Consider the following 22,895-nt stretch of genomic DNA (forward strand, 5'->3'; position numbering starts at 1 on the left):
ATTTCAATAATTCTGGAGTGAATCATGGCAGATCCAATAACAACTTTCTTCGATGCATGGCAATGCACTGCGTCAGAACAGCGGCTTGAAAAGTTAGATCAATCGGTTAAAGACAAGATCAAATACGATGATCCACGTACGCCACAAACAATAGATGGAAAAACAGCTTTAAATGAATATGTTGGAATGTTCAGTGCGAACGCCCCAGGCTGGTCTGCCCAAGTAGTCGGCTGCGATACCACTGCAGGTATGACACGGGCTACCGTTGCTTTTGGAGGAAAGGGGCCTGATGGTAAAGACATGATTCAACACGGCCAATACTTTATTGAAACAGAAGACGGGCTAATATCCCGCATGGTTGGCTTTGTTGGAACAGGCCCAGATCTAAAAAAATAGCCTTTTAAAGGCTACTTGGGTTCCATTCAAATAGGTTTAATCGGCTGCAGACACATGTTGATCAACCATAATTTGGTTACCATCAGGATCTTCAATAATAAAATATGCAGGTCCAGTGGTTGATTCGTCAGCCTCAGTTAGCGGTGTAATACCACTTGCTTTTAACGTACTTTGAAGTTCACGAACATCAGTGAAGTTAGCAAGCTTATTGCCATTGTTATCCCAGCCGGGGTTAAATGTTAATATGTTATCTTCGAACATGCCCTGAAACAAACCTATGATAGTTTGTTCGTTTTGAAGCACTAACCAATTTTGAGCCTGATCCCCCCCTCGTACCGTAAAACCTAGCTTTTCATAAAAGACTCTAGATTTTTCAATATCCTTAACAGTGAGACTGACAGAAAAATTACCTAATTTCATAGCTGATTCACCTATATGAGTTGATGTTTGGGAAACTGGTGCTGTTACACAACCAGTTAAGAAAACTACAAATAATAAAATATATAACTTAGCTTTCATCTTAACCTCTTAGTTTAGTTCGTCTGTATCCTGTAATGACGCAAAGTATAATTAACAAAAAACTTTAGCCATAGTGGCGAACCAAGTTTGGCTAGCCCCATGAGCAGCTTATAAATAATTAACATTATTATTTTTTTATGGTGTAAATTTCTCTTGATTCAAAGTAGAAATATCAACCTCAAGTGCAGCAGCGATACATTTAAGCCATTCTAGACTTGCATTATTGCCACTTTCAATCCGTTGAATTGTGCGTACATTTAACCCTGATATTTGAGCTAATTGCTCCTGTGAAAGACAATGACTAATGAATAGTTATTTTAGAATCATTAAGTTTCTCTCTATATTCAAGAATAAAGAGTATTCATTAATTCTGTCATTGTCGATTACGTATTTAACCCGACATCTAACCGACTAGTTTGCTTACTAGGCATATTTTGTCCCAGTGACCGAAAGGAACAAATTTGATATTTTGGTATAACTCAATTATTCATCACTAAAATGCCACTTTTCATATTCCCACACAATAAATGTAGACTGAATAATCTGATCAATATGTTTTAATGACACAGCCTTAGCCCAATCAGTATTAAGGCTATATAAAGTGGGTGAATATAAAAACAATTATGTAGACAAATGCTATCGTCAAGACAATATTTACTTTCACCTTCTATTTTAGAAAGTAGTTACCTCTATATTGTGACTAACAACATCTCATCTAATGACTATTGGCTAAGGGTTGTACTGACATATATCCGGCCTATTCTCAGAGTCGTATCTTCGTTTTACTGTCTGGCCTTAATGAGATCAGCAATTACCAGTCTCAAACACCCATTCGGTTTTAAAAACCTTGTCGAGTACAGACTGTTGCGAAGTGCGGGAAATCCATTTTAAATACGGACTTACTTTTAAGTTATTGATTTTTAGCGATTTTTAAAAAACATACTTGTTAAAATTAAAAGTATTCCTTTTTATTTTCATAAGCCTGTTTGATATGTGCAATCAGTAGCTTTAATTTCTTAGGTAAGTATTTAGTAAAAGGATAAACCCCATAAACACCGAGTTGCCTAGGCTGAAACTCACTCAAAATTGGTACCAATGTCCCTTGTTGTAAATCCTCATAAACACAACAGCGTGGTACATAAACGATCCCAAAGCCAGCTAACGCAGCTTTACGTAATGCTTGAGCATTATTGGTGGCTAAACTACCACTGATGCGCACGCATTCTTCTACCCCATTTTTAGTAAAACGCCAATCAAACGAGCCTTGCGCTTGATAGGTATAAGCAAGGCAATTGTGATTTTTAAGCATCTCTAAGCTTTTTATTTCACCGTGCTTTTCTACATACTTAGGGGAACAACAGACTACCCAGTTTGACTGAATCAACGGCTTGGCAATCAGGCTTGAATCCTCTAATTTTCCTGTTCGTATAACAAGATCTAGCCCTTCTTCAAGCAAGTCAGCAAAGCCATTATCGAGTCGCATATCAACAGTAATATTGGGGTACATTTGACAAAACTCAGCGATAGCTTCTGCTAAAAGTAACTCTCCAGATATGGTTGGTACCGATATTTTAATATGGCCGCTAATGCCTTGGCTGAAGGCAGACACAGAAGCAATGGCATCACTGACTTGGCCTTCTATGTTTTTGGCATGAACATAAAGGTTTTCACCTGCTTCTGTTAAGCTAAGGCGCCTGGTTGTGCGGTGAATCAGTTGTACGCCAAGCGCTTGTTCTAGTTTACTTATTTTTTTACTTAACGCTGGGGTCGATAAGCCAGCTTTGAGTGCAGCCTTATTAAAAGAGCCGCTATCAACGACGTATACGAAGAGGGTTAAATCTGCTGAATTCAAAACTATTAAGCCGTTTTAAGAAATAGTTTATTATTTTATGTCGTATTTATTGCAAATAAAAGCATGATTATAATGAGTTATATGTTCCCTTAGAAGAAATACCATTATGCGACTTAAAGACTGCCATAACTTTCATGACTTCAGGACGTTAGCTAAAAAACGTCTGCCCAGTCCGATTTTCAATTATATTGATGGTGGCTCTGATGATGAGTCAACTTATCGCCGCAACACTGCTGCATTTGAAACCTGTGACTTAGTCCCTAACGTGTTGACCGGTGTAAAAGATATCGATCTTTCTGTGACAGTAATGGGGCAAAAATTAGATATGCCTGTTTACTGCTCACCCACAGCTTTACAACGTTTATTTCATCACCAAGGTGAAAGAGCCGTGGCAGCGGCAGCAGAAAAATATGGCACTATGTTTGGTGTGTCTTCTCTTGGTACTATCAGCATGGAAGAGATCGCCAAGCAAATTGATACTCCTCAGGTATACCAGTTTTATTTTCATAAAGATCGCGGTTTAAACCGTGCCATGATGGAACGAGCCAAAGCATCAGGCATACAGGTAATGATGCTAACGGTTGACTCCATCACAGGCGGTAACCGTGAACGGGATTTACGCACTGGGTTTTCTATTCCTTTTCGCCTGACCCTAGCCGGTATGTTGCAATTTGCAATCAAGCCCATGTGGGGCATCAATTATGTGACCCACGAGCGCTTTCAATTACCACAACTTGACGATCACCTTGATATGAGTGGCAGTGCATCTTCTATTGGAGATTACTTTACTAACATGCTTGACCCTTCTATGAATTGGGACGATGTAGCCGAAATGGTCAAATTTTGGGACGGCGAATTTTGCTTAAAAGGCATTATGAGCCGTGAAGATGCAAGAAAAGCGGTAGATATCGGTTGCACCGGTATTGTGATATCTAATCATGGAGGTCGCCAATTAGACGGCTCGCGAAGCTCTTTTGACCAACTTGCCGAAATTGTCGATGAAGTAGGCGATGAAATAGACGTGATTTTTGATAGCGGAGTACAGCGCGGTACCCATGTACTAAAAGCGCTATCCTTAGGAGCAAAAGCAGTAGGAATTGGCAGAATGTACCTTTATCCGCTTGCCGCGGCTGGACAACCAGGGGTTGAAAGAGCATTAGGTTTAATGCGAGCAGAGTTAGAACGAGGCATGAAATTGATGGGAAAAACCTCAATCGAGCAATTGTCGACTAATAACTTACGTTTTCGTTCCTAGTTTAGCTAGCCATAAAAGCCCAATAGCCCAAAGAAATAAAGACAGATATGGACACTTCAGTCGGGTCAAGTACGACTCGACTACTTTCCTCAATTTTGTTTTACATCAGCTTTGTATTACAGATAAATATTCTATACCAATTGGAACTTAACCTCCTTCAGAAAAACTCTCATGGGTTTGCCCTTGTCATTCAATAGTAGTTAACGTTTAATATTGGTACGTTAAATAAACGGAGTTATTTCAATAATGGAAGTTAAATTATTTACTAAGTCATTAAAACCAAAATTGAATTTTTGGATGCAACCTATTGGAGTCCCCCATGGTGTATTAGAAGCAGAAATTAACCTTTGGCTTGCATCAAAACCCGATATTGAGATAAAGAAAATTACTCAAACTCAAAGTGGCGGTTCATGGATGCCAGCGACAGTTGTAGTAACTGTTTGGTACCAATAGTAATGTAATCTGGTAGCCCGAAATGCCTAATCTCCAGCCCCACAATACCCTGAATTCAGCTAATCATGACACCCATTGCTAAAAACTCCTGAACTCTCAAACTCATAGCTCAGCAAAAGTTGTGCATTTCAACCTCGAAGCGGGACGCTGTTTTGTACTTTTTAAAAGTGGGTGTCTTTGTTATTTGTTTGTTATTTTCCTAAAAAGTATTGAAAAACAATTAAATGAATTTGTTGAACAAAGTGAAAGCGGCAACATATTACGCAGTATTCCTGATATTGGTGTCATTAATGCTTCGGCATTGTTAGCGGCCATTGATAAAGGCCAAGCGTTTAATAATGTGGCAGTTGCTCCATCACCCAGTGATACCCTGTGTTCAAAATACATTAAAAAGCCTGGCCCAACACCTCCCTCACAACTTGCTTAACATCCCCATAACGACAATGCTCGCAGCTCCCAAACCCTGCCACTTGCCTCACTTTTAAACGGGTAAACAAGGGCATGGTCATGGCGGTTAGAAATCGACAGTAGATAGATTCGGTTAAAGGCACATCGGTTTTATCAGCAAGGTGAGTTTGTAGCGCTGACATGGCCTCTGCCACTTGTGCTTTATCGGGTACTGCAATTGGGGTTGAGTATTCTAGTTTTGCCACTTGGCCGTTACAAACACTGCAATGGCCACAATGCTCGGGTGCTTGCTTGTCATCAAAGTAAGCGGATAAATTAAAGTTCAAGCATTTATCTAATTCAAAAAATCGCACAAGTGCGGCAATACGCTTCACTTCTTTTAGTTCGTTCTCTGCAAAATACTGGGCTAAGGTTTTAGCTAAGTCTGGTGCTAATAAGGCTTGTTGCTTAACTTCGTAAACATCGGTAATTAACCGAGAGGCTAGTTCAATATGATTGTGTTCGTGTAAATATTCTAAGGCTGTCACCACCCTACTGCGCACGGCTCCGTATGCTTGATAAATTTCATCAAAATTCACTACACCCCAAACCTTTTTCATAGCGGTATGGGTAAATACGGCATTGAGAAAATCACTTCGTTCTTTAGAAAACTGACTTAAAATTGTCCCTTTGTTTGTGATGAATTTATATTTAAACTCGGCAAAGTAGGCGTATAAAGGGCGAATGACTTTGGCAAGTTCAAGCTGCACCAATAAAGTTTTTAGGGGTAATTGGCGAATATTACTTATGGTCGACAAATTATTAATTTGGGTTTCCCATTGAAATTGCCCGTTACTATTTACATCTGAGCCTTGGGCGGCAATGTCATCTATGACTCTTTGAATAGCGGGCATGTCTGGGGTGTCACCATACACAAAGTTTTCTATGGTCACCAAGCCATCTAGATTAGCTAATACAGTGCAATTAGCAGCTTGCCCATCTCGGCCTCCGCGGCCTATCTCTTGGCTGTAATTTTCAATAGATTTGGGTAAATCGTAGTGCACCACAAAACGTATGTCTGATTTGTCTATCCCCATACCAAAGGCAATGGTGGCCACTACTACTTGCAGCTTGTTGTCCATAAAGTCTTGCTGAATGGACTGCCTAACATCACTGTCTAACCCGGCATGGTAAGCTTTTGCTGCGCAGCCATTTTGCTTTAAAAAACCGGCTATTTGTTCTGCCGTTTGCTGCAATGTGACATAAACAATTCCAGCCCCTTGCTGCTGTGACACCTGTTGTAATAGCGCCTGATTTTTATGGGCCTCAACTACGGGCACCACATTGAGGTTAAGATTAGAACGATAAAACCCTGTTTGAATTATGTCACCTGGGATAATGGCAAACCTGTTGGCCATGTCTTGCTTAACTTTTTTAGTGGCCGTTGCTGTGAGTAACAGTACCAAAGGTATCTTGAGTTCTTGCTTATAGGCCGGAAGTTTTAAATAGTCGGGTCGAAAGTTATGACCCCATTCAGAGATACAGTGGGCTTCGTCAACCACCAGCATAGATACTTGAATAGACTCTATAAACTGCCTAAAACGTTCGTTTTTAAAACGCTCTACCGACACCATTAATATTTTGCATTGGCCTGAACGCACATCGTGCATTACCTGTTTGTTTTGCTGAGCTGTTAAGGTCGAATCGATACTGGCCGCTGCGATACCTTTACTGTGTAAGAATTCAAGTTGGTCTTTCATTAACGCTAATAGCGGTGATACCACTAAGGTTAGATGGGGCAATTGGGTTGCCACAAACTGGTAACACAATGACTTGCCCGACCCAGTAGGAAATATAGCAAGTGTTGAGCGCTGATTTAATAGGCCATCTACCACTTCTTGTTGGCCAGTGCGAAATGCTGAGAACCCAAACAGGGATTGCAGTAATTGCGTGTGATCTGGATTTGAATTCATTTGTTGTACCTTCCTTGTTTACTGTCACTAAGCTTCAAAGTTTCAAGGCAAGGTTTGTTAGCTAGATTAATGGTCAGCGCCATTTAAGATTTCTCTAACTGATAAATTGCATCGGTAAGTGAATCCATTCTGTCTACCAATACTGCCTGAGCATCGTATAGTCCTTGATTATAGTAAAGACTCCCCATTTCTTTAGAAATAAAATCAATCAAGAAATCTGCATCAAATTGCCCAAGTTCTAAGTCTAACTCTGAGGACATAAACTTTTGTAACTTAGTGATAATTTGTTCTTTTTGTTGCGACGAAAACTCAATTTTTGACACTGATACTCTCCGAATAAATTGGAATAAAAAATAAGTGAGTGCTAACTTTCAAATAAGTTTACCTAATCAAGTAGGCTAGCTTGGAAGTTAACCATGCTTTGAGGTAACTGTGGATTTTCTAACGTAAAAAGTGTGCGCCCTGCTAAGCTAAATTTTTCAAGCAGGTTATCATGATTGTGATTAAAAATTGTCGAGAATTCATTGGTATCTTGTAAAGCCTGCAAGCCTTTTTGTAACCGCTTAGCCAACTCAGGACGGTTAGGATTAACGTAAAAAACAAGGGGGAAAGGATAATAAAGCATTAAAGATGGCTCTATGCTCAAGCCACCTAAAGGTGCTGCTAGGTGATTATATATGTCCTCAATTTCATTCACTCCTAAAGCCACATAATCAAACTCTTTGTGCTTAAGGCGATGAAACAATTCATCTAAAGAGCCTCGCTCAACCACTGGATAGTGGTTGTGCCTAAACAAGGCAGCATCAGCCCATGTATTAGGGATCCCGATACTATGTTGTTGTAATTGTGCTTGAGACCTAAATTTAGCAAACTGAGGTAATGAAGCGTCTCTAACTATCAAGAGCCTAAACCCCAACAACCCCTTGGTGAGTGGACTTGGGACCACTAGCTTGTTGATGCCATCAAATTTACTGTTACCTGCCACGGTAACTAACACATCAGCTCCGGTTTCAAACACGCGCCCTTCATCAGCCGCGCCGGGGTAGTCAGTATTGTCTATATAAACACTTGTTGCTTGTCCGTTAACGTCTGTTATGCGCAAACAAGCCTTTAGTAAGGCCACTTCATAAGCTTGCCTGCTGGAAGATTTATTGCCATTCCAAAAATGCACTCTATCCATCCGCTTAACCCCTTCAATAATCCACGTCGCCGAATTCAGGCCCATTTAAGTACTTAATGGCCATTAGCTAGCATACAATTTAATGCATATAGTTAACATTAAGGCCATTTATGCAACTTGCGATTTTTATTTTCTCTCGCTTACCAAGACTCTTTTTAGTCATACCCATTTGTCTATTTTTAAGTGCATGCACAAGTTCTGAGCAGTCGAGCGTCCCCTCAGTTGTGAAAATAATAAAACATGAAGGTAAATACTCACTATCTGTAAATGATGCACCATATGAAGTAAGAGGAGTAGGCCTAGGATTCAAAAACATTGAAAAAGTAGTCGCATTAAAAGCAGCCGGCGGTAACACCTTTAGAACTTGGGGTATGGAGCACATAGACAAAGAGTTGGCGATAGCTGAGCAATTAGACTTGATGATTGCTGTAGGCATTAGCACAGGTAAAGAGTTGTTAGGGTTTGATTACAATGACCAAGCCGCTGTCGCTAAACAATTTAAAGAAGTGACCGCTGCCATCGAGAAATATAAAAACCACCCTAATGTTTTAATGTGGGTTATCAATAACGAGCCTAACCTGCTATTTGATGACCAGGGTAAATTAAAAGATGTTAACCCTAAGGTGTACGCTGCCATGGGCGACATCATTGACTATATTCATGCAAATGATCCCAACCACCCTGCTACCTTTAGCTTAGCTGGCGCCAACCCTGCACATATACAGCAAGTTGTTAAATACGCCCCAAATATCGATATTATTGCGGTGCAAACCTATGGTGACCTAACCACAGTCCCCCAAAGCATTGCACAAAGTAAAGTGGATAAACCTTTTATGGTCACAGAGTTTGGGCCTATGGGGCACTGGGAATTACCAACAACCGAATGGGGCCGTGAAATCGAAGAGCCAAGCGCAGTAAAAGCAGCAGGCATGGCAAAACGTATGCAAGATGTCATCATTAACGACCAAACTGGGCACATAATAGGGTCCTTTGCTTTTTTCTGGGGCCAAAAACAAGAGCGTACTCCCACTTGGTATGGCATGTTCAATGAATCTGGCGAGCACACTGCCCGTATTGATGAGCTCACCAAAATTTGGACTGGGCAATATCCTAGCAACCGCGCACCTTTATCAAAGGCCATTACCATAGATAATACTGCAGCGGTGGATAATATTTATTTAAAGCCCAGGCAAACGGCCACAGTGAAAGTACTAGTGTCAGATCCAGATGACGACACTTTGTCCCATGAATGGGTATTAATGGAAGAAGTTAAAGCCCGTAGTCAGGGTGGTCACTTTGAAGCCAAACCAGCTGAACGTGTTTTAGAGATAATAAAGACAGACGTATACGCAGGCTCTGTTGAAATGATCTTTAAAGCACCACTAGAAGCGGGCGAGTATAGGTTGTTTAACTACGCATACGACGGAAATAACAACGTAGGTAATGCAAATATTCCATTTATGGTAAAGAATTAAAAACAACTAGAGACTAGAGCATCACTTTGCTCTAGTCTGCATGTTTTAGAACACGATATTTTGGAATGACTATGTCTAATCCCCCAAGTGAATTTACTAACTTTACCCCAGAACAACGCCTGACTTACTTAGTTAAAGAATGTGTCGCATCAAGTCAAGTTTGGATACTGACAGATGATGACGGCTGCGTCATGTTAAACACTGAAGACGAAGACTGCGCACCTGTATGGCCAAGCGAAGCTACGGCAAAAGCATGGGCCACAGGAGATTGGGAAGCATGTCAACCTCACGCTATAGACTTAAAAACGTGGCATAGTCGCTGGAGCCAAGGGTTAGAAGACGACGATGTAGCTATTGTGGTGTTTCCAGATGAAAATGATGAAGGGCTGGTAATGTCAGCTTTTGAGTTTGATTTAGAACTAAAAAACCAAGCTAGAAAATAAACACACGCCATACCGTCATCTGACTACAGCCTAATAAGAGTGACGGTATAGCTTTTAAAGCTTGATGATTGCAACAAATCTTACATTCAACTTTTGTTACAAATATTATTGTTGTTCAAAGGTTTCAAATTGATTAGGTAAAAAGTCCACTAGTCGTCCTGACAATCCCACATAAATTTTCATAGACTCTCCAAAAGATTGAAAGATTTTAGGTAGCATATCTTCAAGAGAATCATTACCCCGCTGCTTAGCTTGAGCTACTGCCAAAGGCATATCTGCAAAAGTGGTAAACATATACAAACAATGACTCAAATCTTTTTGTAGCTTCTGCATTTCTTCTTTTTTAGTCACTTGCATTTTATCCCATGCATGCTGCCACACCGCTTCAAGCTGGCTATGGCCTAACAACATTCCTTGGCACCACAGTGCTAAACATTTTTGTTCTGAACTACGCCTAACCCCAATACCTGCGGGCAATTGAATAATTTCATCACTCATATCTTTTAATTGATTTTGTAGTAACGCCATCAATAAATTGGTTAATTCATCCGCCTGCTGTGTACTGCTCAGTTGATTACTTTTTTTGATAACCCAAGGTAACCAAATTTCTGGCATGGGGATCTCTGGTGCCGCAGCGGCAGCGAACACGCTCCCTAGAATAAACTCAAAGGGGTGAACCACATCACTCAACTCTGGTGATGCACATAGTGCCCTGAGTTTGGTTTCTACACCTGATTCATTTTTGAACATACACAATTATTTCTCAAATAGTCATACCCACAATAAACCAGAAGCATGCCTTGAGTGCAACGGTAAATCTGCGACACCGCATCTTAAAAACCCCTTGCATCAAAAACCACAAGTTATAATATAACATTACCTTAATAACGAGATTGGTTGCCCATGTCGCACAAACTATCCACTACTTGCACTTTTGTTATGGCCGCCCTGCTCGGAAATTCAGCATTAGCTGCAGATAAAGTCATTCAAAAAGATGAAAATGACATCGAAACTCTAATAATTACAGCTAGCCCTTTAGAACGTTCTGTTCTTCAGTCAACTACACCTGTATCTATTTTAAGTGGCGATGAACTAGAGAAAAACCAAGCCGCCACTTTAGGCGAGACGTTAAAGTCAGTACCGGGTGTTAATAGCACCTATTTTGGCCCTGTATCCAGTAGCCCTATTATTCGCGGCTTAGATGGACCTAGGGTAAAAGTAGTTCAAAATGGAATGGACAGTTCGGATGCCTCACGAGTAGGACCCGACCATGTCACAACCAACGAAGCGAGTACTGCCACCCAAATCGAAGTACTTCGTGGGCCATCAACCTTATTATTTGGTAGTGGTGCCATTGGTGGTGTAGTTAACGTTGTTGACAACCGCCTACCGAAAACCCGCCAAGATGAAACCTCTGGACGTGTTAGTGCCTTATATGACTCTGTGTCAAACGAGCGCACGGCATCCACTGATATTAACGGTGGTTCAGGAAACTTTGCTTGGCACTTAGATGCCTTTAAGCGTAAAACCGATGATTATGATGTGCCTGAGTTTGCCCTTGAAGATGGTGACATAGTCGACACTATTGATAATTCAGATATTGACTCGCAGGGTTATACCTTTGGCGCGGGCTGGATTGGAGATGATGTAAATGTTTCTCTTGCCTATGGAAGATTAGAAACAGACTATGGTATTCCTGGACACTCCCATGATGATCACGAGCATGAAGATGAGGAAGACGAAGACCATGATGAGGAAGATCATGACGAAGAAGATCACGATGAAGATGAGCATGAAGAAGAGGAAGAAGTCTTTGCTCGTATGAAACAAGATAGGTTTCAGTCTGTAGTGGATTGGAAAAATATCTCAGGATTCTTCAACGAATTACATTGGCACAATACCTACACAGATTATCAGCATAGTGAAATTGAAGAAGGTGAAGTAGGTACAACCTTTAAAAATGACACCTTAGAATCACGACTTTGGGCTAAACATAAAATGACCAGTGGTTGGGAAGGGGTGGTTGGTCTTCACTATACTGATTCTGAGTTTTCAGCGGAGGGTGAAGAGGCCTTTACCCCATCTACAGACTCAACCCATGCCGCTTTGTTTATTCTAGAAGAAAAAACAGTGGGTAATTTTTTATGGCAGCTAGGTGGTAGGGTTGAAAGAGTTTCTCATAAACCTGATAACGACTTTTTCATTACAAGTGATGTAGATGCCAATTTTAAAGAGCTATCCTATACCGCTAGCAGTGCATCAGCAGGGTTTGTGTACAGTGTAAGTGACAATCAGTCTCTTGCTGTGAATTATGCGTTTTCTGAACGCGCTCCTTCTTCTTCTGAAATATTCTCTAACGGACTGCATATCAGTACCTCGACCTATGAAGTGGGTGCAGGTTATGATTTGGTTATTGATGATAGCGACCCCGATGATGTTGAGTTCACAGTTGTACAATCTAGTGATGCCGTTGACAAAGAAATATCTAACAACCTAGACATAACTTACAGAGTACAAGGTGATAACCTTCAAGCAAACTTCAGTGTGTTCTACAACCAAGTAGACAACTACTTGTTCCAACAAAACACTGGTTTGGAATTCCACGACCATGAAGAAGAAGAACTTGAAGAGGAAGACCATGAGGAAGAAGAGCACGAGGAGGAAGAAGGCACGCCAGTATATGTGTTCAACCAACAAGATGCGGTAATTTATGGATTTGAAGCAGATGTAGATTGGCACTTCAGTGAAAACCTACGTTTAAGTGGTTTTACCGACTTCACTCGAGCCAAGTTAACCGATAGTGATGATGGCAACGATAACTTGCCTAGGATCCCTCCGATGCGAGTTGGCGCTGAGTTACATTGGGAACAAGATAATTGGCACGCAGAGCTTGGCGCAACTCACTACGCTAAGCAGGATAAAATAGCTGATTTTGAAACTGAAACAGACGGCTACACTATAGTTTCAGCTTCATTTAACTACTATGTACCTCTCGGTGGTAATGATTTAACCCTTTATGTTAAAGGTAACAACTTAACTGATGAACTAGGTAAAGTGCATAGCTCATTTATTAAAGATGTCGCGCCTTTACCGGGTCGTTCATTTGTTGTGGGTGCTAAATATAACTTTTAGTATTCCTCAGTAAAGGCACTAACAAAAAAGGCTTAACCTTACGGTTAAGCCTTTTTTATTTCTGTAAACGCCTTTAACTAGTTAACAGTGCAATGGCTTTTTCTAGTTGCGAACGAGGGCAACCAAAGTTAATACGTACAAAGTTCTTATCGCCAAAATCAATACCCGGTGACGGGCCAATTCCTTTATCTTCAAAGTACTTTTGAGGGTTATCTACCCCTAGCCCACTGGCATCAATCCAAGCTAAAAAGGTAGCTTGAGGAGTCAGTAACTTAAGGCCATCGATTTTTGCAATTTCAGCAGCTAGATAATCTCTGTTACCACGTAAATAAGTGAGTAAGTCTTGTCGCCAATCTTCACATTCTGTAAAGGCAGCCTGAGTCGCGCTAAGGCCCATCACATTGACCCAAGGCACTAGACCCTGTGCAGCTTGATTAAAGCTTTTTCTTGTTTTGGCATCTTCAATAATAGCGAATGACGTCCCTAGTCCCGCAACATTAAAGGTTTTACTGGCGGCCATTAAAGTAATCGCTTTGCCTTTAAGGGCCTCTAGCTTTCCTGCTGGGATATGCTTGGCATGTTCATCTAAAATAATATCGCAGTGAATTTCATCAGAACAAAGCATGACATCGTTCTGCACACAAATGTCACTAATACGTTGTAACTCTGCTGCTGATAGAACCGTACCAACCGGATTCATTGGGTTACACACTATAAACAGTTTACATTTAGGATCAGCAGCTTGTTTTTCAAGGTCTTCAAAGTCAATAGTCCAGCGCTCATCTATGGCAACCGTACCAATATCGACTCTTTCTAAGCCATGAAGCTTAGGTGCTGCTATTAATGGCGGATAATTTGGGGTTTGCACCATAACCTTGTCACCAGGCTTACAAAAAGCCTTACAGACAACATTAAACGCAGGTACAACGCCTGGAGTCCAAACAATCCAGTCCGCAGAAATATTCCAATCATACTGCTGAGCCATCCACTTAACGACAGCCTCATTTGCTGGAGCATGATGGGCAGGTAGGGTGTACCCCATCAAACCGTGTTCTGTGCGCTCGTTTAGTGTGTCAAGAATAGCGGGGGCGCATCTAAATTCAGTGTCTGCGATCCACATAGGTAATATATCTCGGCCTTTGTACTTTTCCCACTTGTAGGCGTAGCTAGGAGATCTATTAATAATTTTATCAAATTGGTGCATGGATTTGTTCACTTAAAATGTTAATGATTTGGCTGATACAGGTTTCTAAACACTAGCTATTTAAGCTTCTGCATCGCGGATTAGGCGTTCAACTTTTGTAATAAAGTCATGGCTGTGGAAGGGTTTGGCAACAAAATCTGATGCACCTAGTCGCATAGAGTTAACCACTAAATCTTTGGTGGCATTTGCAGTTAACATTAGAAAAGGACACTGGGGGCTCTTTTCTCGTAATCCAGACAGAATATCTAAACCACTGACTTCGGGCATTAACCAATCACATATAACTAAGGATATATTATCTATGTTGTCATTATTAATGAAAGACAATGCTTCTTTACTATTCGAATAACTAATAATTTTACCTAATATCAGCTCTTCTAAAATAACGTTAATTAATTCTAACGTGACAGTGTCGTCATCTATGATTAATACGTTGCAGTCGTACACACATTCACCCTTTATTTACCTGTCTATCAAGTTTGATACATATTCTCTGTAAATAATAGGTCAATTTAACTCTGGTAAACAAAAAGCCCAGGATGACCTGGGCTTTATACGTAAATACTTAACCTAACTTGTCAGTGGCAACATGGTAACGCGGGTCTTCATTGAGATTCATCTCTACATATTGTTGAGCCTTTGTCATTAGTTGACGGCACTCTGGGCTAATATGCCTGATATGTAGCTTTTTCCCTTGTTGCTGATATTTATCAGCCAAGCTATCAATAGCGTCAACCCCAGAGGAGTCCCACACTCTAGATTCTTTAAAATCTATCACAACATCTTGCGGATCATTTTTTGGATCAAATAAATCTTTAAAATGTAAAACCGAACCAAAGAACAAGGGTCCATCTAATTCGTATACCTTCCAACCATCTTCGTCATTATGGGTGCGGGCATTAATATGAGTCGCATGTTTCCAAGCAAACACTAAGGCTGACACAATTACACCAACAATAACGGCTATGGCTAAATCGGCAATAACGGTTACTGCTGTTACTAAAAACAATACAAAGGCATCTTCTTTATTTACACCACGAATAATTTTGAAAGATGCCCATTCAAAGGTGCCTATTACGACGATAAACATCACACCCACCAAAGCTGCTAAGGGGATCATTTCAATCAGTGGTGCAGCAAATAAGATAAAGCCAAGTAACACCACAGCTGCAGTAATACCGGATAAACGACCCCGGCCACCTGAGTTAATGTTAATCATACTTTGACCTATCATGGCACAACCGCCCATTCCCCCAAAGAATCCATTTACTGTATTCGCTAAACCTTGACCCATACATTCTCTGTTGCCTTGACCACGGGTATTTGTCATTTCATCAATCAAAGAAAGGGTTAACAAAGACTCTATTAAACCAATTAATGCGATGATCACAGCTGTAGGCAAAATGATATATAAGGTTTCAAAGGTGAAAGGCACCATAGGAATAGCAAAGCTCGGTAATTCGCCTGCTAATGTTGCTGTAGCTTTTTGGTCTTCTGGCAACATATCACGCACAAAGTCGATTACGGTTCTGGCTTCTAAATCTAAAACTTGCACTAATACCGTCACGCCAACGATGGCCACAAGAGAAGCGGGTACGGCAGTGGTTAATTTTGGCAAAAAGAAAATAATGGCCATCGTTAATAAAACCAAACCAAGCATGATGTAAAGCATCTCGCCTTGCATCCACACTAAGTTGCCTAGCGAGTCGAAAATTTTAAATTGCCCTAACTGAGCAAGGAAGATAACAATGGCAAGTCCGTTTACGAACCCTAACATTACAGGGTAAGGAACTAAGCGGATAAATTTCCCTAACTTAAAGATACCAGCAACTATTTGTAATAAGCCGGCAAGCAAAACAGCGGCAAACAAATATTGAATACCATGCTGTGCCACTAATGCTACCATAACAACGGCCGTAGCCCCTGTGGCACCAGAAATCATACCCGGCCTACCGCCAGCGATAGAGGTAATTAACCCCATCATAAACGCGGCATATAAACCTACCATGGGCTCAACACCAGCGACAAAAGCAAAGGCAACCGCCTCTGGTACCAAAGCTAAGGCAACTGTGATCCCTGACAATACGTCATTTTTCACAGTACCGTCTTTACTGGTAATCAAATTAAACATCTTATTTTCCATTATCAGGGTTATAAAATTAAAGACGCGCAGGTTACCAGAATTTATAAAAAAGTTCTTTTAACAGATTGTTAAATAACAAATAAAAAGCATAAAAAAAGGCCGGATAACCGACCTTTTTTAAACCAGTTTTAAATTATTAAAACTATGCAACTATATCTAACAACTCAACATCGAAAACTAAAGTACTGTGAGGACCGATTGCTCCACCGGCACCCTGCTCGCCATAGGCTAGCTCAGCAGGTACATGTAATTTCAATTTAGTACCCACTTTCATGAACTGAAGTGCTTCAGTCCAACCTTTAATCACACCATTTACTGGGAATTCAGCAGGCTGACCACGGTCGTAAGAACTGTCAAACACAGTACCGTCTAAAAGTGTACCGTGATAATGAGTTCGTACTGTTGAAGTTAATGCAGGTACATCGCCTTCGCCTTGAGTAATCACTTCGTATTGAAGGCCACTGTCTGTCACAGTCACTTCGTCACGTTTAGCGTTTTCAGCTAGGTATGCTTCACCTTCAGCGATCACTCCAGCAAATTGCTCTGCTTTAGCAGCTTGCATACGCTCATGAATTTCATTGAAAGCAACACGTAAAGTGTCATTATCAACTTGCGCAGCTTTTTTCTCGAAAGCATCGGCTAAACCAGCTTGAACAGCTGAGATATCTAAACCTTCAAAAGGATTTGCAGCTAACTGCTCGCCCATTTGTAAACCAATTCCGTAACTCGCCTGTGTTTCAACTGTAGAAAATTTATCTGACACTATAACTCCTATCTCGCCCCCCTCAGTCATCTTGAATTGAGAGAATGGCACTTTACTTTAAAAAAGGGGAGTATATCGGTAAACGTCACTAAAAAGTATATTTTAGAGCGTAATTGCTTAGACAAATAGTTTACATATCAGTATCGTATAATTTGGTTTTTAATCAGTAAAGGAGACGAGTGTGTCACAAGTTTTAGATTCTCAATTAACAGGAACAGTCCGTAACTTAGGGGCTGTGTTGGGCGACACTATTCGTGAACAGCTTGGCGAGCATTGGTTAGACAGAATTGAAGCGGTGCGAAAAGATGGGCGAAAAGCTCACCAAGGCGACGAAGACGCAGCTAAACGAGTAAAGCAACTTTTTACTGAATTAAAAAATGATGAACTTCTCACGGTTGGTCGAGCCTTCTCACAATTCCTAAATCTAGCGAATATTGCAGAACAAGAGTTCAACAGCAACAACGACCAAAACGACCCCATTGATACTCTATTTAATCATTTAGATGAAGCAGGCATCCAAGCAGACACATTTGAAAAAGCACTTGATCATTTAAATATTGAATTGGTTTTGACTGCTCACCCCACTGAAGTGACACGTAGAACACTGATTCACAAACATAGCGAACTTGCTAAGTGCTTGAGTAAAGTCCATCAAAGTGAAATCACTGATACCCACAGAGATAAAATAGAAACGCGCATAGCTGAATTAATTAGCCAAGCTTGGCATACTGAAGAAATTCGTACTATTCGTCCTACTCCCGTTGACGAAGCACGCTGGGGATTTTCGGTAATAGAAAACTCATTATGGGAAGCCGTTCCAGACTTTATTCGAGAATTAGATAAACGTTTTGTTGATAAATTTGATTTATCCATTCCCTTAGACGTAGCCCCTGTTAAGTTTGGTTCATGGATGGGTGGTGACAGAGACGGTAACCCTTTTGTTACTTCTAAAGTAACAGAGCAAGTTCTACTTTTAGCCCGCAAGCGCGCTGCAAAACTCTTTGCTAAAGATATAGACTTTTTACAAGTTGAATTATCAATGAGCGATTGTGATGACGCCCTTAGATCTCAAGTAGGCGATGAACTTGAACCTTATCGTGCATTACTAAGACCTCTACTAGACAAGCTTTTGAATACCCATGAAGGTATTACTGAAAAGCTTAAAGGTAACAACGTAGATACCAGTGATTGGATTAGTAATAAAGAAGAGTTACTTGCTCCTTTGATGGCTTGTTATCAATCTCTACAAGCTTGTGGCATGACAGTTATTGCCCAAGGGCATTTGCAAGACACTATCCGTAGAGTGCATTGTTTTGGAGTGCATTTACTTAAACTAGATGTTCGTCAAGACTCAGAAAGACACTCAGATGTATTTTCTGAACTCACTCGTTATTTAGGTTTAGGTGACTATGGCCAGTGGAGTGAAGAAGACAAACAAGCTTTCTTACTTAAAGAGTTAGGCTCTAAACGCCCACTATTCCCATCTACATGGCAACCAAGTGAAGATGTTCAAGAGGTTATAGATACCTGTAAAGTTATTTCCAAAAATGGCAAAGATGGTTTTGGCATTTATATTATTTCTATGGCTAGCCTTCCTTCCGATGTGCTTAGCGTAAACTTGTTACTCAAAGAGTTAGGTGTGACTTGGGCAATGCCGGTAGCTCCTTTATTTGAAACCCTAGACGATCTAAATGCTGCCGCTAGCGTAACGAAAAAACTATTCTCTATTGATTGGTACCGTGGCTATATTCAGGGTAAGCAACACATCATGATTGGTTACTCAGACTCAGCTAAAGATGCAGGTGCTATGGCAGCTGGTTGGGCCCAATATGAATCACAAGAAGCCTTAGTTGCCCTTGCTGAAGAAAATGACATTGAGCTAACGTTATTTCATGGCCGTGGAGGTACAATTGGTCGAGGCGGTTTACCTGCACATGCTGCGATACTCTCGCAACCACCTGGGTCTCTCACTGGCGGCTTTAGGGTTACTGAGCAAGGAGAAACCATTCGTTATAAGTTTGGTATGCCTATTTTAGCGCAGCGTAGCCTAGCCCTTTATGCAAGTGCAATACTGGAAGCCCTAATTCTTCCACCTCCAGCACCAGAACAAGAATGGCGAGAAGCCATAACAAAAATGGCCGCTGATGGCCGTGACAATTACCGTCAAATAGTCAGACATGATGAAAACTTTGTACCTTACTTCCGCGTTGCAACTCCAGAGCAAGAGCTAGGTAAATTACCCTTAGGAAGTCGCCCAGCCAAACGTAAGCCAACAGGAGGTATTGAAAGTCTTCGTGCCATCCCGTGGATATTTGCTTGGGCACAAACCCGTATGGTTTTGCCCTCTTGGTTAGGCACTATGAAAGCAGTGCAAACTTCATTAGACGCAGGTAAAGGGGATACCATAAAAGACATGCTAGATAACTGGCCGTTTTTCTACTCCAGATTATCTATGTTAGATATGGTGTTTGCCAAAGCCGCCCCAAATATCAGCAAAGAGTACGATGATAATTTGGTCCCAGAAAAACTTAGACACTTTGGAGACGCATTACGCTCTGAGTTACAACTCAGCATAGATTTATTACTAGAGTTGCTAGATCAGAAAGCTGTAATGGAAAGCGACCCAAAAGGAACAGTTTCTATGAATATTCGGGCTGGCTACCTTCAGCCATTACATTACCTTCAAATTGAATTGTTGAAGCGTATTAGGTTGTTAGATGATGAAGAGCATGACGCTACACTAGAACGCGCGATGATGGTGACTATCGCAGGAATAGCTGTAGGTATGCGTAACACCGGCTAAATTTGCTTTAAAACATCTAAACCAACCTATTTACCCTCTTAGTAAATAGGTTGGTTTAATTTTAGTAATGAGCCTAATAAAACACTTTCAGCAGCAAACCCAACACTCCATTTCTATCAAATGAAATACCTTAGTGTTCAATATTGATAAGAATTAAATAGTAATGCTCCCCGTAAGATATTGAACCGCATTTCCTGAAATCAGTACTCGATTGGGAATCACCTTGCAATTAAGCACGCCACCGCGGCTGGAGGCTTGATATGCTTTGAGCTCATCTTTACCTAAGCGCTGCCCCCAAAACGGAGCCAAACCGGCATGAATAGAGCCTGTTACTGGGTCTTCATCACCGCCGTTGGCGGGCCAAAAATACCTAGAAACAAAATCAAATTCTTGGCTCTCAGATACAGAAGTCACAACGACATCCAGAGGCGCAAGCTCCTTTAATTTGGCATTATCACGAACCACAGATAACACCTGAGATTCTGAACCATACACAACAAAATAGGCCTGCTGATTACGGAAAACTTCGTTAGGTTCAATTGAAAGTCCAGATGTTAATGCGTCGGGCCATGAGTCTATTTTTTCTGGCTTATTGTTAGGAAAGTCCATTTGAATTTCCCCATCACCTTTTTTAACTATGGGAAGCTCTCCCACAGCTTTAGCAATAAAAGTTACAGTACTAAGCTCTGGAAATTTTTTGAATAAAACAAATGCTGAGGCCAGCGTAGCATGACCACAAAAGTCTATTTCTGTGATGGGAGAGAACCAGCGAATTTGATAACTATTAGTAGTATCTTTAACTAAGAAAGCCGTTTCAGAAAGGTTATTTTCTAGGGCAATAGACTGCATCTTTGAACCTGTTAGCCAAGTGTCAGTTACAATAACCGCAGCCGGATTTCCCGCAAACACAGCGTCAGTAAAAGCATCAATTATATTTATTTCAAGTTCCACTATATTCTCAATATTCAACCCACTCTTAGGGCTATTATTTAGGATTAGTAATGCCTTGCCTATTAAAATATTAATGAAAGGCATCAAAGCAGTGATACACACCCACAGTAAAAGGCGGCCCAGCACCCAATCATAATATTCGTCTACCACAGCCACTCATAGCAAACACATTTATCGTCTAAGCAGCTTGTAAACTCAGATTAAGTCTTTTATTCTCTGTGGCAATTAGTCCGTCGGGGTGCCTATATGTTTAGGCTGAGAGATGAATATCATTAACCTGGTGAATCTGCTCCGATTAGTATCGGCGTAGGGAACGGATATGCTGTATTTCAGCGTACTCTTTGCACACTTTCGTGCCTCCACACCCTATGTCGCTTAGTTAAATTTGCTCATATAGATGTCCGATTGTTCAATAGCTACACCTATCGCATTAACCATAGCAGGCTCAGACAGCGGTGGTGGTGCAGGAATTCAAGCCGACCTTAAAGGGTTTTCTGCAAATAGTGTATATGGCGCAAGTGTTATAACAGCCGTTACGGCTCAAAACACCCTCGAAGTGGCACGTAAAATAAGTTCCAATAACACCTTCCTTTAAGACCAATTATTTCACCGCCTATTGACAGGCCAATTGAAAACCCTTACAAATATAAGCCCACATAACCTAGAATTTATAATTTATTTCTAAACTAGTTAATGCTCTGTAGCTAAAGCCTATATAAGTGCACTTCTTTGGACCGACCTAGTACAATTTTAAGGATGTAAAAATGTCGACCTCATTTACTAAAAAGCCCTACCCAAAAGCTAAGTATCTATGCTTTAGTATACTATTCACTACTTTCTTTGTAGGGTGTAACAGCACTCGAGACCTAAATCCCAACAGTAAATCTAGTCATCAGCTCTCTATCAATACAACTAAGGACTTAACTGAGCGAATCGCTATTTCAGCAAGCGTGAATTTTCAGTCAGGAAGCGCAAAAGAAAGTTTTGATATGGACAGTGACACCGTTCAAATTGATGATATCCGCTTTGTGGGTAGTCCTACTGATCCAGTAGATTTAAACTATGATTTCGATTTAGTTACTAGCAAGCTTCTATTAGATTTTTACACAGTAAAAGGTGGGTTTTATGAACTCACCATATCACCGGGGCTGAGTTATGTAAGCTACGACTTAGACTTCAACGTTAATGAAGAACAAAACTTTATAAAAAAAATGAATAGTATCGGCTATGGACTCCAGATCAATAATAGATTCGCATTAAGCGATAATTTAAGTATTAACCTAAACGTAGCTCACTTTGCCACTAAATCAGATGAAATAGGCTATCTGAGTCTATATAGAGCTTCCTTAGATTATGCAGTTTACAAGAACTTAACCCTGGGCCTTGGCTATCAATATACTCGTGTGGGGGACCCATCTAACAATTACAATAATGGCGATAAATGTGACGATACTTCAGTAGCTGAAGAATGTAAAAACTCGGAAATAGAGCTAGAAGCTCAAGGTTTACTACTAAGCCTAAAGTACCTTTTTTAGAATAATTTAAAGTAACATGGGGGATGGTTTTAGTTTACTTCTAAATACTCCTATTTAATTTAGATGCAGACACAAAAAAGGCTCCCGAGGGAGCCTTTTTTCAATCAATAACTAAATATTAGTCAAGGATTTTAGCAACAACACCCGCAGTTATGACCGCAAGGTATTACGGAAATGCCGAGCATACAGGGATTGCAGTTATCGGCCTATAAGCCCACGTGACTCCGGGCGTCCTGCCCTACACCCTTCGGGCCATGCTGCGCATGTTCTATTTTGTTTCGACGGGCCGGCCCTCCGGAAAATAGTCACGGTGGTATCCGTTCTGGGTACCGTACAGAAGCTGCGGGCAATAAAAAAGGCCACCTAAGTGACCTTTCTTGAATTGCTTAATTTAGAACTAGTCTAAAATCTTAGCAACAACACCCGCACCT

Annotated in this window: 21 protein-coding genes, 1 pseudogene and 1 riboswitch; of the genes and pseudogenes, 10 read left to right on the forward strand and 12 right to left on the reverse strand. The window is 40.8% G+C overall.

Annotated elements, in window-relative coordinates:
* The first annotated feature begins 24 nt into the window (after positions 1-24).
* A complete protein-coding gene (locus EOK74_RS17340) occupies positions 25-396 on the forward strand; it encodes a nuclear transport factor 2 family protein (RefSeq protein WP_133471369.1) in 372 nt (123 codons plus the stop codon).
* 36 nt (positions 397-432) lie between these two features.
* On the opposite strand, the gene EOK74_RS17345 is transcribed toward EOK74_RS17340, so the two are convergent.
* From EOK74_RS17345 to EOK74_RS17355, 3 genes are all read right to left on the reverse strand, one after another.
* Entirely contained in the window at positions 433-915 is a 483-nt protein-coding gene (locus EOK74_RS17345) for a VOC family protein (RefSeq protein WP_338047282.1), read from the reverse strand.
* Positions 916-1,050: 135 nt separating this feature from the next.
* Positions 1,051-1,221 (reverse strand): helix-turn-helix domain-containing protein, encoded by a 171-nt coding sequence (locus EOK74_RS21225; protein ID WP_205964686.1) that lies wholly within the window; start codon positions 1,219-1,221, stop codon positions 1,051-1,053.
* Positions 1,222-1,867: 646 nt separating this feature from the next.
* Positions 1,868-2,767 (reverse strand): LysR family transcriptional regulator, encoded by a 900-nt coding sequence (locus tag EOK74_RS17355; RefSeq protein WP_133471370.1) that lies wholly within the window; start codon positions 2,765-2,767, stop codon positions 1,868-1,870.
* A gap of 106 nt (positions 2,768-2,873) precedes the next feature.
* Between EOK74_RS17355 and EOK74_RS17360 the strand changes: the two genes are divergently transcribed.
* The 3 genes from EOK74_RS17360 to EOK74_RS20960 all read left to right on the forward strand — a co-directional run bounded on the left by EOK74_RS17360 (position 2,874) and on the right by EOK74_RS20960 (position 4,902).
* Positions 2,874-4,022, forward strand: a complete 1,149-nt coding sequence (locus EOK74_RS17360) for an alpha-hydroxy acid oxidase (RefSeq protein ID WP_133471371.1) — start codon at positions 2,874-2,876, stop codon at positions 4,020-4,022.
* Between the two features lie 246 nt (positions 4,023-4,268).
* Positions 4,269-4,475, forward strand: a complete 207-nt coding sequence (locus tag EOK74_RS17365; RefSeq protein WP_133471372.1) for a hypothetical protein — start codon at positions 4,269-4,271, stop codon at positions 4,473-4,475.
* A 184-nt stretch (positions 4,476-4,659) separates the two neighbouring features.
* A complete protein-coding gene (locus tag EOK74_RS20960; RefSeq protein ID WP_205964682.1) occupies positions 4,660-4,902 on the forward strand; it encodes a hypothetical protein in 243 nt (80 codons plus the stop codon).
* On the opposite strand, the gene EOK74_RS17375 is transcribed toward EOK74_RS20960, so the two are convergent.
* The 3 genes from EOK74_RS17375 to EOK74_RS17385 form a co-directional block, all read right to left on the reverse strand.
* Positions 4,862-6,835: a RecQ family ATP-dependent DNA helicase gene (locus EOK74_RS17375; RefSeq protein ID WP_133471373.1), complete on the reverse strand. Its 1,974-nt coding sequence runs from the start codon at positions 6,833-6,835 to the stop codon at positions 4,862-4,864. The genes EOK74_RS20960 and EOK74_RS17375 overlap by 41 nt on opposite strands.
* A gap of 83 nt (positions 6,836-6,918) precedes the next feature.
* A complete protein-coding gene (locus tag EOK74_RS17380) occupies positions 6,919-7,158 on the reverse strand; it encodes a DUF2164 domain-containing protein (RefSeq protein WP_133471374.1) in 240 nt (79 codons plus the stop codon).
* A gap of 62 nt (positions 7,159-7,220) precedes the next feature.
* Positions 7,221-8,060: a type 2 periplasmic-binding domain-containing protein gene (locus EOK74_RS17385; protein WP_239024153.1), complete on the reverse strand. Its 840-nt coding sequence runs from the start codon at positions 8,058-8,060 to the stop codon at positions 7,221-7,223.
* A 65-nt stretch (positions 8,061-8,125) separates the two neighbouring features.
* Here EOK74_RS17385 and EOK74_RS17390 point away from each other — a divergent pair, with 65 nt between their 5' ends.
* Together EOK74_RS17390 and EOK74_RS17395 are read left to right on the forward strand one after the other, a co-directional pair.
* A complete protein-coding gene (locus EOK74_RS17390) occupies positions 8,126-9,490 on the forward strand; it encodes a glycoside hydrolase family 2 TIM barrel-domain containing protein (protein WP_133471375.1) in 1,365 nt (454 codons plus the stop codon).
* Between the two features lie 71 nt (positions 9,491-9,561).
* Positions 9,562-9,933 carry a DUF2750 domain-containing protein gene (locus EOK74_RS17395; protein ID WP_133471376.1) on the forward strand — a complete coding sequence of 124 codons (372 nt, stop codon included), beginning with the start codon at positions 9,562-9,564 and terminating at the stop codon, positions 9,931-9,933.
* 105 nt (positions 9,934-10,038) lie between these two features.
* Here EOK74_RS17395 and EOK74_RS17400 read toward each other — a convergent pair whose 3' ends face one another.
* Positions 10,039-10,683, reverse strand: a complete 645-nt coding sequence (locus EOK74_RS17400) for a UPF0149 family protein (RefSeq protein ID WP_133471377.1) — start codon at positions 10,681-10,683, stop codon at positions 10,039-10,041.
* Positions 10,684-10,836: 153 nt separating this feature from the next.
* Between EOK74_RS17400 and EOK74_RS17405 the strand changes: the two genes are divergently transcribed.
* Positions 10,837-13,065 carry a TonB-dependent receptor domain-containing protein gene (locus EOK74_RS17405; RefSeq protein ID WP_133471378.1) on the forward strand — a complete coding sequence of 743 codons (2,229 nt, stop codon included), beginning with the start codon at positions 10,837-10,839 and terminating at the stop codon, positions 13,063-13,065.
* Between the two features lie 73 nt (positions 13,066-13,138).
* Here EOK74_RS17405 and EOK74_RS17410 read toward each other — a convergent pair whose 3' ends face one another.
* From EOK74_RS17410 to EOK74_RS17425, 4 genes are all read right to left on the reverse strand, one after another.
* Positions 13,139-14,269 (reverse strand): MalY/PatB family protein, encoded by a 1,131-nt coding sequence (locus tag EOK74_RS17410; RefSeq protein WP_133471379.1) that lies wholly within the window; start codon positions 14,267-14,269, stop codon positions 13,139-13,141.
* A 60-nt stretch (positions 14,270-14,329) separates the two neighbouring features.
* Positions 14,330-14,716 (reverse strand): response regulator, encoded by a 387-nt coding sequence (locus EOK74_RS17415; RefSeq protein WP_133471380.1) that lies wholly within the window; start codon positions 14,714-14,716, stop codon positions 14,330-14,332.
* Between the two features lie 118 nt (positions 14,717-14,834).
* Complete coding sequence (locus EOK74_RS17420) at positions 14,835-16,400, reverse strand: SulP family inorganic anion transporter (protein ID WP_133471381.1); 1,566 nt, start codon at positions 16,398-16,400, stop codon at positions 14,835-14,837.
* Positions 16,401-16,554: 154 nt separating this feature from the next.
* Positions 16,555-17,175 (reverse strand): BamJ family beta-barrel-assembly machinery protein, encoded by a 621-nt coding sequence (locus tag EOK74_RS17425; protein ID WP_133471382.1) that lies wholly within the window; start codon positions 17,173-17,175, stop codon positions 16,555-16,557.
* Between the two features lie 181 nt (positions 17,176-17,356).
* Between EOK74_RS17425 and ppc the strand changes: the two genes are divergently transcribed.
* On the forward strand, positions 17,357-19,978 hold the full coding sequence (gene ppc / locus EOK74_RS17430) for a phosphoenolpyruvate carboxylase (RefSeq protein ID WP_133471383.1): 2,622 nt from the start codon (positions 17,357-17,359) through the stop codon (positions 19,976-19,978).
* Between the two features lie 153 nt (positions 19,979-20,131).
* On the opposite strand, the gene EOK74_RS17435 is transcribed toward ppc, so the two are convergent.
* Complete coding sequence (locus EOK74_RS17435) at positions 20,132-20,929, reverse strand: PhzF family phenazine biosynthesis protein (protein WP_133471394.1); 798 nt, start codon at positions 20,927-20,929, stop codon at positions 20,132-20,134.
* Positions 20,930-21,153: 224 nt separating this feature from the next.
* Positions 21,154-21,259, forward strand: a riboswitch (TPP riboswitch).
* Between the two features lie 67 nt (positions 21,260-21,326).
* Between EOK74_RS17435 and EOK74_RS17440 the strand changes: the two are divergent.
* Positions 21,327-21,491: pseudogene (locus EOK74_RS17440) on the forward strand (bifunctional hydroxymethylpyrimidine kinase/phosphomethylpyrimidine kinase); the annotation flags it as partial.
* Between the two features lie 202 nt (positions 21,492-21,693).
* Positions 21,694-22,464 carry a porin family protein gene (locus EOK74_RS17445; protein WP_133471384.1) on the forward strand — a complete coding sequence of 257 codons (771 nt, stop codon included), beginning with the start codon at positions 21,694-21,696 and terminating at the stop codon, positions 22,462-22,464.
* Positions 22,465-22,895 lie beyond the last annotated feature (431 nt).

This window comes from Paraglaciecola marina (assembly GCF_004360155.1).
Lineage (GTDB): Bacteria > Pseudomonadota > Gammaproteobacteria > Enterobacterales > Alteromonadaceae > Paraglaciecola > Paraglaciecola marina.